Origin of the sequence: Mesorhizobium salmacidum (SeqCode) (assembly GCF_037179605.1) — a bacterium.
Taxonomy (GTDB): Bacteria; Pseudomonadota; Alphaproteobacteria; order Rhizobiales; family Rhizobiaceae; genus Mesorhizobium; species Mesorhizobium salmacidum.
Genome location: NZ_JAPYKS010000054.1, coordinates 1 through 13320, shown reverse-complemented (window position 1 = coordinate 13320; position 13320 = coordinate 1). Strand labels below are relative to the sequence as shown.

General features: G+C 59.2%; 15 protein-coding genes. 9 read left to right on the top strand and 6 right to left on the bottom strand.

Features of this window, described 5'->3' with window-relative positions; genetic code table 11:
- The 3 genes from O7A60_RS31180 to O7A60_RS31170 form a co-directional block, all read left to right on the top strand.
- Positions 1-126: glutamine amidotransferase (locus tag O7A60_RS31180; protein WP_337109497.1), on the top strand; the 126-nt coding region annotated here is incomplete at its 5' end.
- A 620-nt stretch (positions 127-746) separates the two neighbouring features.
- The gene (locus O7A60_RS31175; protein ID WP_337109495.1) at positions 747-1457 is read left to right on the top strand and encodes a Crp/Fnr family transcriptional regulator; all 711 of its coding nucleotides are present in this window, start codon (positions 747-749) and stop codon (positions 1455-1457) included.
- Between the two features lie 11 nt (positions 1458-1468).
- Positions 1469-1735, top strand: a complete 267-nt coding sequence (locus tag O7A60_RS31170; protein WP_337109494.1) for a DUF6894 family protein — start codon at positions 1469-1471, stop codon at positions 1733-1735.
- A 37-nt stretch (positions 1736-1772) separates the two neighbouring features.
- Here O7A60_RS31170 and O7A60_RS31165 read toward each other — a convergent pair whose 3' ends face one another.
- Together O7A60_RS31165 and O7A60_RS31155 are read right to left on the bottom strand one after the other, a co-directional pair.
- On the bottom strand, positions 1773-1967 hold the full coding sequence (locus O7A60_RS31165) for a hypothetical protein (RefSeq protein ID WP_337109493.1): 195 nt from the start codon (positions 1965-1967) through the stop codon (positions 1773-1775).
- A 381-nt stretch (positions 1968-2348) separates the two neighbouring features.
- On the bottom strand, positions 2349-2654 hold the full coding sequence (locus O7A60_RS31155; RefSeq protein ID WP_337109492.1) for a GlsB/YeaQ/YmgE family stress response membrane protein: 306 nt from the start codon (positions 2652-2654) through the stop codon (positions 2349-2351).
- A 1858-nt stretch (positions 2655-4512) separates the two neighbouring features.
- Between O7A60_RS31155 and O7A60_RS31150 the strand changes: the two genes are divergently transcribed.
- From O7A60_RS31150 to O7A60_RS32075, 6 genes are all read left to right on the top strand, one after another.
- Positions 4513-5991, top strand: a complete 1479-nt coding sequence (locus tag O7A60_RS31150; RefSeq protein ID WP_337109491.1) for a DUF6600 domain-containing protein — start codon at positions 4513-4515, stop codon at positions 5989-5991.
- A gap of 668 nt (positions 5992-6659) precedes the next feature.
- Entirely contained in the window at positions 6660-7727 is a 1068-nt protein-coding gene (locus O7A60_RS31145; RefSeq protein WP_337109496.1) for a glycosyltransferase family 2 protein, read from the top strand.
- Positions 7702-8394, top strand: coding sequence for a class I SAM-dependent methyltransferase (locus O7A60_RS31140; RefSeq protein WP_337109490.1), 693 nt, complete (start codon positions 7702-7704; stop codon positions 8392-8394). The genes O7A60_RS31145 and O7A60_RS31140 overlap by 26 nt, the downstream gene beginning before the upstream one ends.
- Positions 8372-8611: a GtrA family protein gene (locus O7A60_RS31135; protein WP_337109489.1), complete on the top strand. Its 240-nt coding sequence runs from the start codon at positions 8372-8374 to the stop codon at positions 8609-8611. The genes O7A60_RS31140 and O7A60_RS31135 overlap by 23 nt, the downstream gene beginning before the upstream one ends.
- Positions 8612-8631: 20 nt before the next feature.
- Positions 8632-8814: a GtrA domain-containing protein gene (locus tag O7A60_RS31130; protein ID WP_337109488.1), complete on the top strand. Its 183-nt coding sequence runs from the start codon at positions 8632-8634 to the stop codon at positions 8812-8814.
- A 111-nt stretch (positions 8815-8925) separates the two neighbouring features.
- Positions 8926-9099 carry a hypothetical protein gene (locus tag O7A60_RS32075; protein WP_415926880.1) on the top strand — a complete coding sequence of 58 codons (174 nt, stop codon included), beginning with the start codon at positions 8926-8928 and terminating at the stop codon, positions 9097-9099.
- 385 nt (positions 9100-9484) lie between these two features.
- On the opposite strand, the gene O7A60_RS31120 is transcribed toward O7A60_RS32075, so the two are convergent.
- The 4 genes from O7A60_RS31120 to O7A60_RS31105 form a co-directional block, all read right to left on the bottom strand.
- Entirely contained in the window at positions 9485-9829 is a 345-nt protein-coding gene (locus O7A60_RS31120; RefSeq protein WP_337109487.1) for a hypothetical protein, read from the bottom strand.
- A complete protein-coding gene (locus O7A60_RS31115) occupies positions 9826-10941 on the bottom strand; it encodes an IS5 family transposase (RefSeq protein WP_337109486.1) in 1116 nt (371 codons plus the stop codon). The genes O7A60_RS31120 and O7A60_RS31115 overlap by 4 nt, the downstream gene beginning before the upstream one ends.
- A gap of 75 nt (positions 10942-11016) precedes the next feature.
- The gene (locus O7A60_RS31110; protein ID WP_337109485.1) at positions 11017-11640 is read right to left on the bottom strand and encodes a hypothetical protein; all 624 of its coding nucleotides are present in this window, start codon (positions 11638-11640) and stop codon (positions 11017-11019) included.
- Positions 11627-12865: a hypothetical protein gene (locus O7A60_RS31105; protein WP_337109484.1), complete on the bottom strand. Its 1239-nt coding sequence runs from the start codon at positions 12863-12865 to the stop codon at positions 11627-11629. The genes O7A60_RS31110 and O7A60_RS31105 overlap by 14 nt, the downstream gene beginning before the upstream one ends.
- Between the last annotated feature and the right edge of the window lie 455 nt (positions 12866-13320).

Here is a 13320-nt window from a genome sequence, read left to right as displayed (position 1 = left end):
CGCGGGCGCACGGTCGCCTGGACGACTGACATCGGGCCGCATTGGCTGTCGCAGGACTTTCTCGGGTGGCCACTCTACGGCCGACTGATGGGGAATATGGTGCGCTGGCTCGCGGGCACCGAATAACCGAATAGAGAGCCGGATACCGGTTTAGGGCAGTTGCCGGTTCTCGCTGCAGGCCTCACAGCGACACAGCAACGCTTCTACCGACGGCGGTGAGGTCATTTTGGCGGTCGTCACAATGTTACAAAATATTCTCGAACTAAACAAATATCTCGAACTAATTGATTCATAATATAACTTAGAGCTCATCACTCTCGCAACATCGGCCCCGTTCTCAACGGCAGCTAAAGCACAGCCTAGCGGCCACTTCTATTCCTACGTGCGCAATAGCGATGCCCGGCCTTCGCGGGATCTCCACAAATCACGGGGGCTCGCCACGTAGGATCGGTGGTCAGCTGTCGGATGCGCACCAAGGATGCTATCACGCCAAATGCATGAATTCACCAGGCTGGCCGACTTCCACTAAGCGCCACTCGCTGATCTGCGGACGAGACTCTCAGTATGAAACGTCGCCTATCGCTTTACGTTGATGTGCGGCCACTGGCTTTGCAAACCGCTCGCACTTTTGTAGCAGGCGCGATCGCCGAAAAGCGCCGGGAACATTAGTGCCGCGTGCAAGTTCGGCACCTGCACCTAACTCAATCCGGTCACCGAATTTGGCACATGTCCCTTCCCCGAACATTTTGATCCGTAAGCTCCAGAACATCTCTGATCTCACCCAGTCAGACATCGCCGTTTTGGAGAGCATCCAATTCCAGACACGGGACTATCATGCCGATCAGGACATTGTGCGCGAGGGTGATCGTCCCACCAATTCATTTGTGGTCTTGGACGGTCTGGTGGGGTCCACCAAGCTTACGGGCGAGGGCAAGCGGCAGGTCACTTCGTTCTTTGTTCCGGGAGACATTCCCGATCTCCATGGATTGCATCTCTCGGTTTTGGATTGCACGTTCTCACCTCTCACGCGCGTCCGCGTGGGCCTTATGCGCCACGAGGCCTTGCGGGCCATTTGCGACCAACATCCTTCCATAGCGACGGTGTTTTGGCGCTCGACTCTGATCGACGCAGCGATCTATCGAGAGTGGGTCACCAACGTTGGAAGGCGCGACGCCTATGCTCGGACGGCGCACATTCTGTGCGAACTCATCGTCCGCCTTCGCTCCATGGGGCTCATCAGCGACCATGTAGCGGAGCTTCCGATCACGCAGGCGGAACTTGCCGATGCGGTAGGCTTATCCACCGTGCACGTGAACCGAACGCTTCAGGAACTTCGACGCAACGGGTTGATTGTCACCGAGGGCTCGCGATTTCACGCCGTTGATTGGGCGGGGCTCATTCGAGCAGGAGATTTCGACACCACCTACCTGCACCAAAAGAACGCGAGAACGTTGTAAGGGCGGGCTCGATGGCGAGATATTTCTTTGACAGCGGCGACAGCAATGCGGTCATCAAAGATGAGGTGGGCATCGAATGTGATGGGATCGAGGCGGCACGTCGTGAAGCCATGGAAGGCCTGATCGACTTGGCCCGAGAATCCCTGAACAACCACGACGGCCAGCAATTGTTCATTCACGTCCGCGACGAGACGGGCAAAGAGCTGGCGAGACTGTGCCTTTCTCTTCAAATGCAGCCGAGGACCAATGAGCTAACCGACCCGAGCCTACCTGCATGACGCACGCATTCACGGAATGCGGAAGGCCGCATCCCGTCTAGGGACACTCTCGGCCAAACCTTCTTGCGACGTCATCTGAATTGAGGAGATCGACGCTCTCAACGGCATAATCACTGTCGAGCAGGTCGACATATGGATGGCCCTCAATCTCAGCCGGCAGGCCGGTGAACACCTCGAACACCGTCCAGGTGCCGTCGATTTCGTGCCTGCGGCAGTACCTACGAGATCCCATATGGCCATCTATAGCAGTCTAGTATGGCCGGGAACATAAGGGCAAAGAGGAGGGGCCACTGGCTGGGCCGTCCTGCCGAGACCGGACAGAATACCAATGAAGGAAGTGCGCGTCGACGGGGCGACCATGCCGAGGTCGAGCTGTTCGTACGCATCCTGAACGACCGCAACGGCGAGGTGTTTGCCTCGACCTGCTTCACCGCTTCCGCGTCTCGGGCGGCGGCAATCAGGCCTATCAGCGCGCTTGTGTCGGCCGCCCGTTCGTTAGATCTGTGGAACGTTGAGCGTCGTATCGACCCGGCGGCTATATGCAGCCTTCGACTGAGGCCGTGCAAAATCCGATTGCGGCGTCCTTTGAGACGATGGCCTCGAACCTCCCCGGCTACCGCCACCGACCAGATCGACCTCTCCATCCGCCCCCGAGACGACCGCCACCAGCAACCAGGCGGATGATTAGGAGAAGTACAATCGCGCCGAGGGTGGCATTAACGATCAAGCTGATCGTTCCGCTCCCGAGATGGATGCCTAAGCGGGGTAGCAGCCAGTCCCCGATGAACGCGCCGATGATTCCGATCGCGATGTCGCCGATTAGACCAAAGCCGGAGCCCCGCACGATCTTTCCGGCCAACCATCCAGCAATAAGGCCGACTACCAATATGACTATGATGCTCTCGTTCGTCAGATGCATGGTGATCCTCCGGCCCCTGGTTTTCGCAACGCGATTCGTGTCTACAACCAGCGACTAGCCATAACCGATCCTTTGTCCCCACGAAAGCCAAGGCGCGTCTGTGACGCGACCGCCGCGCGGCGACCCAACCAATAGACGGTCGATAACATGGTCACCGAGTTAGACGGCGGAGCCAATAGGAAGCTCAGCTGAACCATACCTTAGAGGTGCGAGCCGTCCATCTGCGCACGCGTACCGTCATTAGGCAATATAAATCCCGCAAGGGGCGCCGCGTCTTCGACCACAATGCAATCACTGTTTCGAAACTGAACTTTAGCGGTGGGTTACTCATCTGCCCGCGGGCCATATCGACCGGGTAAGGGATCAACTTCGCGCATCGTTCTTCGCCCGCCATGCTCATCGGCGAGCCACCGATATTCCTGGTCGGGCATCAACGGAACGGCCTCGACACGCGGGGCGCCACTCCTCGACAAGAAGGGACTCGATATGACGCGAGATTGCACTACCCCAGATATGTGCAGACACCGGACGCTTACCAACAACCGATTAAGATGGCAGGATAAAATCGCGCACATTGCGCGTCGGTCGGGCGGTTGTTCTTGCTTGGTTTTCTGGCGCGCCGCGCACATCTGGACTCCATCGCAATGTGTCTAACTCAAACAAAGCATTGGATTTGCGTTTCCTTTTTACACGTTGCTGCACGTTGCAACGACTTTGGGGCGAGGAGAGAGACGACCACGTAGATAGCCTCCCGTCAGCAGAAAACGAGCTGGTGGATAGTCAATGTCAAAACCTCGTCGAAAGAGCCGACCGCGTCGGGTGTAGGATGGCGGCCGAGCGCAGACTTGTCGGCTGGCGCCATCCTCAGCACTGCCGGTGCATGGGCTTGACGGTCCTGATGAAAGCGCCCAGTCGCGACGGCCTGACTTCAAATCGAAGGTTGCCGGCAGCGCGGCGTCCTGACTTGAATGCCAACCATCGTGTTACGGTCCTGATCGCCATCAAAGGAAATGGGAGAGTTTGCCACGTCTAGGATCAGTCGCTGCGCCTTGCTCTTGCACACCGGCAGCGCAGTCGTCGCGTCGACGGTTGCGGTAGCGGCGCATGGTACAGAGCCGCAGGGTCGAGACCAAGGACAGAGCGCTGATTGAGGCGCACAAGGCAGCTTATGCTGGGTTCAGCAATGCCCTTCCATGACATCGGCAGTGGCAATGGCGGCTCCGACAGAGCCAGCCGAGAGGAGGAGAAGGCGCTGGTCGCCATCTGCAGCTATGCCGCCGTTGGGCAAAGGAATCGCCTGGCCAAGGCCCATTTTAGAGATCGAGGCGCGCGGTGAACTCGACCTCGCAGAGCATATGCAGGCTGTTCTCCGATCGACGATGTGGAAGGCATGAGACGAGCGGCGCGAGAAGGAGCAGATGCTGAATGTCTGGAGTGCGCCTCATCTAAGCCACTCGCGAGCGCCTGCGGACTCCCAGAAACCAGCCATTCGTTTATCCGACCCAGCGCAACGATGCCTAGCCAGATGGACCTGCCTGCAGAGTGGCACAAGAGGCACAGCGCGACGCTGGGTTTTGTAGTTGAGTGCAAGAAACACCTCCCAACCTCCCGGGATGACCTATGGCATGCTTAACCCAGGCGACCGTGATGGCCGGTGCGCAAAGCGCTTCCCGTTGCATTGCGTCCTCGGCACGCATTTGTGACGGCGGTGATGACCAGGTTCACCGCCTCAATTGATTGCCAGTATCATTGTGCGACGCCCAGCCGTTGTGGATGTGGGCAACGTTCGCAGGTGGAACAATCCGACAGCCGGCGAGTTTCTAAGATGAAGGGCGATCTGTTTCGGAGGGAGACCAGGATGAAACGCGTCCTTGCCCAAAATGCGGTGCGACTGATGCTGGGCGGCGTGGCCGCCTGTCTGCTCACGGTCGTTGAGATTCCTAACCCGATTATGCCATTGTCGCTTGTGTCCGAGGCGATGGCTGCCACCCAGGTTTCGATCAGCACATTCTACGAAGACCTGTCTTCCCATGGTGATTGGGTTTCGTACCACGGCGCGTCCGTTTTCGTGCCGGTTGATGTACCTGACGATTGGCGTCCGTATACCGTTGGACACTGGGCCTATACCGATCAGTATGGCTGGCTGTGGGTATCCGACGAGCCATTCGGCTGGGCGACGTACCATTACGGCCGGTGGGGCTATGCCGACGATATCGGCTGGTACTGGGTTCCGGGCACTCGTTGGGCGCCAGCATGGGTGAGTTGGCGTCGTGACAGGGAGCACATGATTTGGGCTCCGCTGCCGCCGCGCCGCGATCCGGATTTGATCTCAATCGAGGTGACCTTCGACACGACGCCTGATTATTACTGGGTTGTGGTCCCCACCCGCGAATTCCTTGCTGCCGACATTTCTACCGTCGTTATCCGTGATGAGCCGGAGTTTGTGCGCATCGTCGAGGCGGCCGAGCCGGCCGGCGACGTGACGATCCAGAACAATGTGGTGATCAACAAAATCATTAATGTCGATGTGATCGAAAAAGAGACGAACCAGAAGGTGACTACCGTCAAGGTCAGCAAGACCGACTCGCTCGAGCAGTCCGGCAAACTGGAAAACAATACGGTCGCTGTCTTTGAGGGGGAGGTGAAAGCCGACCCCAAGGCCAACCCCGCCAAGCTCAAAGACATCGACGAGGTGAAGCAGGTTCAGGCTGGCCGGAAATCGAAGCCGACCGAAGGCGCTGCAACGACCGAGCAGGCTAAGCCCGAAGAAACCACCAAGCCTGAGAAGCCAAAGGTCGGCGAGCAGCCCGCCGCCGAGCAGCAGCAGGCCGAGCCCGGAAAGGCGGCCAAGCCTGAGAAGCCGACATCCAAGAAGCAGCCCGCCGCCGAGCAGCAGCAGGCCGAGCCGGAGCAAGCGGCCAAGCCTGAGAAGCCGAAGGGCAAGAAGCAGCCCGCCACCGAGCCGCAGCAGGCCGAGCCGGAACAGGCGGCCAAGCCTGAGAAGCCGAAGGGCAAGAAGCAGCCCGCCGCCGAGCCGCAGCAGGCCGAGCCGGAACAGGCGGCCAAGCCTGAGAAGCCGAAGGGCAAGAAGCAGCCCGCCGCCGAGCAGCAGCAGGCCGAGCCCGAGCAGGCGGCCAAACCTCAAAAGCCGAAGGCCAAGGAGCCCGCCGCCGAGCAGCAGCAAGCCGAGCCCGAGCAGGCGGCCAAACCTCAAAAGCCGAAGGCCAAGGAGCCCGCCGCCGAGCAGCAGCAAGCCGAGCCCGAGCAGGCGGCCAAGCCCAAGCCACAGAAGCAAAAAAACAAGGCGTGCGATCCGCAGACTGACACGAACTGCTAGCTGTGCGCGGCACCGCGATTTTCCATCGCGGTGCCGCTGAACGGCAATGCGCGAAAGCTGCGAACCCTCGCCACTTTCCTTCGCTGCCGCCTGCTCTCCTCTATACCTGCTGGAAGCGCGGAACGCCCGTCAATGAACACAGGGTAGACATGCAACCCGAAGAGGGTGAGACGTCACCTCGCGCCCGAGGCTATTTCGAAAGGCCTGACATCTGCCGAGACAAACCTAGGATGGGTAACAGACAGAGGTCGTTATCCAGAAACTGCCATGAGCACCCGCGGTGCCGACTTTCTGTACAAATGGATTTCCGAACATATGCCGGAAGGGCCAACCGACGCCCCGGGCCGGCTTGTGACCGATATGGCAGACCAGGCCCTGCGGGCCGCCGCCGTCGAAGGCATCCCAATTTAGGAGATCGATGAAGAGATCGGTAGCGTTTATGAAGCGATCATTCATGCCGTTAAACATCGCGACGGCGGTCTCGCGGATTAGGATTTTGTGGTTGCCTCAGGCGGTTCGCGGTCGCGACGAGGCTGCAGATATGGACTATTGAGTTTTAAGCAGGCGCCAGCAGCGCGCCTGTCTTTCCCGCCGACTCGCAATATCTAATTTTTCTAAATTAGCTACGTCTTATGGAACTTTGGTGCGGGCCTTTCATTTTCATCCGCATGCGAGCCTCTGTGATCCAAAGCGTCGAGACGGGAGTGAACGCGTCGCCGCGCTACTCGCTGGTCCTGCCAATATATAATGAAGAACAAGTGCTGCCGCGACTGATCGAACGGATCATGTCACTGATCAGTCGGCTGGACGGAGAGACCGAGGCGATTTTTGTCGATGACGGTAGCCATGACGGCAGCGTCAAATACCTTCGGCGGGTGGTCACCGCCGAACCTCGCTTCCGGCTTATCGAGCTTTCCCGCAATTTCGGACACCAGATTGCGATCACGGCTGGCATGGATGCTGCGGCGGGGGATGCCGTCATCGTCATGGATGCCGACCTGCAAGATCCACCGGAGGTCGTTCTTGATCTCGTGGCAAAATGGAAGGAAGGTTTCGAGATCGTCTACGCCCGCCGTGTCAAGCGCGAGGGCGAATCCTGGTTCAAGCGGCTTAGCGCCGATCTTTTCTACCGATTCCTGGAGAAGATGACGCCGGTCAACATCCCGCGCAACGTCGGGGACTTCCGCCTGGTCGGCCGCCATGCGCTGGATGTCTTCAGACACATGCCTGAACATGATCGCTTCGTCAGGGGCATGTTCGGCTGGATGGGATTCAAGCAAGCGGCGGTGCCATTCGAACGCCCCCCGAGGACCATCGGCCAGACCAAATACCCTTTCTGGAAGATGATGCACCTTGCCGTCCACGCCGTTGTCAGCTTCTCGGAAAAGCCGCTCCACTTTGCGCTTTGGGGTGGATCGGCCATTTCCGCACTTGCGCTGACCTTTGGCGCTTATGCCGTGTTCGCCTGGATTTTTGAAACCGGCGTCATTGCCGGCTGGACGTCCACCGTGGTGATCGTATCGTTCCTGTGTGGCATCAATCTTTTCATGACCGGCGTGGTCGGCCTCTATGTCGGTAGCATCCACGCCGAGGTGAAACGCCGCCCTCTTTACGTGATCAATCGGCTTACCGGCTTCGACGAGCCGGTGCGTGCCATCGCTGATGGGCGCCGGAGATCATTTCGCAAGCCCAAGAACGGAGTCGCTCCCAGTGTCCGAACTCTTCGACAGCTATAGATCCAGTTATGCAGAGACGATCGATGCGTCGATCCGCTTTTCCGGACTCAAGCACGATTTCTTTTTGGTCGCAAAGGCCGACCTGCTGCGGCGCCTAATCGCCGAGCGAGGACTTCGTCGCCGGGGAGCCATGGTGCGGGCGCTTGATGTGGGCTGCGGTGTCGGTTCGCTCCATCCTTATCTAGACGGCGCTTTCGAGCGCCTGGATGGCTGCGACGTCTCGCAAGGGTCGATCCAGCGCGCTAGCGAGGACAATCCGGGAGTCGTCTATAGGACATGCACCACGACGCGCCTGCCTTATGACGACTGCGTGTTCGACTTGGCTTTTGCCAGTTGTGTTGTTCATCATGTTTCGCCCGCATCCTGGCTCGATTTTTTTCGCGAGATGCGACGCGTCGTGCGGCAAGGCGGCGTCGCCTGCATCATCGAGCACAATCCCTATAATCCGCTGACGCGTCTGGCGGTGCTCCGGTGTCCGTTCGACCAAGACGCGGTCCTGCTCAACGCGGTCAAAGCAGCGGCCCTCTTTCGACAAGCAGGCTTTAGCGAGGTTCGATCCGAGCACTTCCTGCTGCTCCCGTCGGCCGGCGGGTTCGCCAGAAAGGTTGAGCGTGCCCTGGCGCTGCTGCCGCTTGGAGCCCAGTATGCGTGTAGTGGGCGTGTCTGAGCATCGGTGCTCTGCCGGCGGCGCCGCCCTAAAGCTTCTGGCGCGCTTCGGCCTGGTCGGCATCGTCGCCACAATCCTGTATGCCGCCTTGGCAGCCGCCTTTGTCAAATCGGAACGGTTCGGCTTCAGCCCCGTCCGAGCGTCCCTTGCAGCTTACGCAGCCGCGGCGTTGTTTTCCTATCTCGCGCACAGGTCAGTAACCTTGCGGGTCGCATAGATCAGAGGCTCCGCGTTTTCTTGCTGGCGGCGATCGGCTTGGCCATCGCCTATGGCGGGCCGGTACTTTTGACGGCGAAGCTGGGCCTGCCGCTCATCTTTCCCATCATGATTACCTGCTTGCTTGTGCCCGCGATCAATTTCGTCGTGCTCGACCGATGGGTCTTTGCAGAACACATTCCCGATCAGTCCGGCGATGGCTGATGCGTGATCCGCCAGAAAGATTCGTTCTAAAGCAGTTCACCGTTTCGCGGAAACGATGAACTGCTCAAAGCCGCTTGCTGAATCACGGCTTCCAACTCAAGGAACGATCTCATGCAGATAATCTTTGACCACGACGACGTGACGGTCCGTGATGTGCCCCCTACGCCGGTGGTGATCATCGAGCGCGTCGCGGGGACCGGTGACGCTCGAAGACACCTTCACGCGGTTCACGGCCTGGCGCAAAGCGAATGGTTTGTCGCCGCAGACAAGCCCTACTTTCATTAGTCTTCCGTTCCGAAAGGGAGCCCTGCCTCCCGGACCGATCAGCCGATCGAGGCGAACGACGCGCGCATGAAAGCTGGCGTGGTGACCCCGGCGGACGCCGCGCAGTGCTGCAATCCCGGCAACACCAATGATCTCGAGCCCGCCGCACTCTACCTTATCGCGATTGGCCGCCGGCCAGCGGCGAGGAGGCACGCGACTTCCCAATCTATTGCCAACGCGCTGGCTGTCCTCCATCCGGGAGGTGCAGGCACATGAGATGATCACGGAACTGTTGTGCTGCTGAAATAGGCAACGCCAAAAAATTGTGAAGCGGCGTTTCCGTTCGGAATTGCGGCAAATCAAAGAGTTAGAGCACTTCATCGCTTCCGCAAAACGGCGAAGTGCTCTAGCAGGCTGTTGAAGAAGGATCACGTTTGGCCTTGAGGATAGCCTCGTCGCCGTTGTGATAGGCTAAGGTGATGTCGATCGAGCCGTCGTCGAGCAATTCTGCGGAGCCGTCGCCAGTGACTTCGTCCATCTCGTCGAAGCCGGCCCATGTGAAGAAGACCATTGAGGGCCCGTACCCGAGATCGAGGCCGGCTTGCAGGGCGCCAAAGGCGATCTCACCGTGGTTGTCGGCCCCAATGGTGATCGTGGCGGGTCCGCCGAGGTCGAGATAGCCGCGATCCCACAGGTCAGCTTCGATGATCCGCCAGCGGCCGATCAGTTGACAGCCGGCAGGTGCGATCATGTCGGCACCGCCAGCAGCTTCGGCAACCGCACGAGATTGTAGGCGGCGGCGTTGAAGGTGAAGGCCCATCCAACGCGGTCGCGGCCACGCAACTTGGTCTTCGCCTGTCCGGCGACCGTCTTGATCCATCCGAACGCCTCTTCAATGCGCTTGCGAATATGCTGACTGACAGCATAGCCGCTATGCCGCGTCGTGCGCCCGTCGATCGCCGAACTACGGCCGCTGGTGTTCTGCGCCACATGCGGCGTCACCTTGATCGAACGCAGCTCATTGATGAAGTCCTGCGCGTCATAGGCCTTGTCGGCGCCGAGCGTGATTGCCTGCGGCCTGTCGGCATAGGGTTCGATCATGTGCAGCGCCGCCACCCGTTCGGCATGCCCGTCGGCTTGCGTCAGGCAAGCATCGACCAGCAGGCCATGGCGGTTCTCCATCAGCCCATGCCCTATGAAGCAGAGCTTCGCCTCCTTGCCCCGCCCCTTGCGATAGAGCCTTGCGTCCGGATCGGTGGTCGATGCATGCGTCTGGTTAGACCGCTTCTGGCCATGGAAGTCTGCCTCGGCATTGCGCCCGCCGCCCTCTGACGGAGGCTCGCCAAAGCCATCCTTCGGGTCTTCGCCCGACCCGTTCTTCGGCTTCACGCTCTTCATCGATGCCCACGCCTCGATCAGCGTGCCGTCGACCGAGAAGTGATCCGTGGACAGAAGCTTCTTCACCTTGGGTTGCGCCAGCACGGCCGCCAGGAACTTCGCCGCGATATCGCCCTCCAGCAGCCGGTCGCGGTTCTTCGAGAAAACCGAATGGTCCCAGGCCGCATCGTCGACGCCGATGCCCACAAACCAGCGGAACAGGAGGTCGTATTCCAGCCGCTCCATCAAAAGCCGTTCAGAGCGGATCGTGTAAAACGCCTGCAACAGCATCGCCCGCAGCAGCTTCTCCGGCGGGATCGACGGCCGCCCGATCGGCGAATATAGCGCTGAGAATTCCCGCTCCAGCCCCCACAGTGCCTCGTTCACAATCGCCCGAATACGGCGCAACGGATGATCGCGCCGCACCCGAGCCTCAAGATCCACGTAGCTGAACAGTTCGCCCGTCTGTCCGTCACCGCCCCGCACGATTCACTCCCACATCTTCGTGGTCAGAGTGAATCACGAACCTGAGACTGTCGCGAGCCCTTTTTCAACAGCCTGCTAGCCGGCGTCCAGCCGAAACGATACCAATTTAATGGCGCGTTTGTAGATCTTGCTGGCGGCCGGGCTTGGCGGAATCCCGTCGCGATAATCGAAAGTCACTTCGAGTACCTTTGCGCTGGCAAACGCTGCGTGCGGGATTGCGAACGAGATCGTCGTCGGGTCTTTGCTCGACAGTGTTACCTCGTGTACCCGAACTCCGTTCACCGAGATCATTACCCTTTGAGTGGTCTGTGGTGGACGAATGACGGCGGACATTTGTAGCGTTGCCGTTAGCCCGTCGCGAAGCGAAGGTATTTCCAGTCTTAACCGAGAGGTCTCGCCCAGCGAATGGGTTCCGTCGGCTACCGGGCCTGACCAACCGCAGACCATCATGCCGACTGCTTGTTTGGCGCCGTCGGACCGAAACGATACCGTCTGGCTAGGAGTGTAGCTGCCAATCGCATCGCGATTGAGGCACGTCGTCGTGCGATCGATGTAATAGGCCCGATAATCGGCGTTGACATCTGGATTGAGAGCGAGTGCGAGGATGATGATCTCGGACACGGCCAGAACCAACGCCAGCGCGTAGCCGCCAGTCGAGGCAGCACGGCCATAGGGTGACAGGCTGTCAGACCAGGGCAAGATAGCCTCCAATCCACGCCAAAGTCATGAAATAACATGCGCTCAGGAAAAGAGCCAAAATCACGAGATAGGTCAGCTTCGATACCGACAGCAGCTCGGCAATCAACATCATCAGCGGCGCAAGCCCAATGACGTATCTAACCATGGACGCCAGGTTGGTGATCAACGGCAGGATGATGCTGCTCGCACAGAAGAGCGCAGCGCCATATCGCCTGCGAGCCCCCAGAACGACCGATAGGGTCAGCCCTATGATCGCTGCGAGCGCGCTCCATTGCGGCGCGGTGGGCAGCCATCCTTTTGTCGGCACAGCAGCGAGACCGTCCCATAGAAAAAGGAGCGGATCGCCAGCAACCCGCCCAAACGCGCGCTGGACGTGAACGAACGCAAACCCGTCCCCGACAGTGAGATACAAAAAGAGCATGTAAGCAAACAAGCCGGCGGGCGAGATGAAGATAGCTACGAGCATATCCGGACGACCAAGCACCCATCGCGGGAAAGACACCGCCGACCCGCCCTGCTGGCGGTGCTGCTCGAACATTTGGATGACGATTGCAAACACAGCAAGGACCCCGACCAACCTCGTTGCCGACAGCAAAGCGCACGAAACGCCAGCGGCCAGGTAGTTGGAGCGCTTGAGCGCCAAAAAGACGCACGACGTCAGGACCACGAAAAGAGGTTCGGTGAGGAACGTGGTGAAGTGGAAGGAGAACGGGCCGCTAAGCAGGAATGCGCAATACAGTATATAAGCGCGGATGTTCTTCTCCAGAAGTGGCCATGCCACAAGGCAGGCGGCGTAGCTGCATGCAATCGAGGTGATCGTCGCGATCAGAATCGTGGAAAAAGGGAAAGCAAACCGAAGAGTCGTCACGAGCATGGGATACAATGGAAAGAAGCCCCAGCGTCCGACGTTGCTTTGGCCTGGAATGGGAAAACGCTCGTAGCCGTGTTCGGAAATGTCCACATACCACGCGCAGTCCCACCTGCAGAGCGCACGCGCATAAGCTTCGAAGCCTGGTACGGCCGAGACTGAATGGAATGCAGCATACCGAATGACAAGCCCGCTGATCATGAACAGGAGCGGAACCGCAGCGGCGATGACCCAAAGGCGACCGCCAGCGTTTGCGCGGGCCATGTCTCCAAGCGCCAGTTGTGTCTCCACAGGTGATGGCGCCACACTCTGCGATGGCGAGCCTGGGTTCGCCGGCTCGATGGCGCTGCCAGCCATAAAAACGTTCCATCGAAAGCATCAAGATCTTCAACCAGACTTGAAACCCCGTCTGCGACTTGATCGTAAGGATCAACGATGCCGCGCTGCTTCGGTTCCTTCTGCAGCAGGAAGGGTCAGGTCGATCGATCGCCGATGGAGAGATTCCCGCGCTTTGAAGAATGTCGAGGAGACCGGAAGGCAGCAGAACCTTGTCGATGGCGAGGGCCACGGAACAGGCCGCCTCGTTCGGCCCATTGACGGATACGAGCCGAGCTTTTTCTTGAGACGCTTTTGATCTCGCCACTGCTGGGCCATTCAGGCACTGGGGTCTCCCGTAATGTTGGCGCCAAAGACGATGTTGTGAAGATCGTACGTGCTCTGCGCAACCAGGGCCTTGCTGTTATTGTTGTCTCGGCCGAGCCCGAAACCGTCTTGTCGCTCGCCGACCGTGTCATCGTCATGAAGAAAGGCCG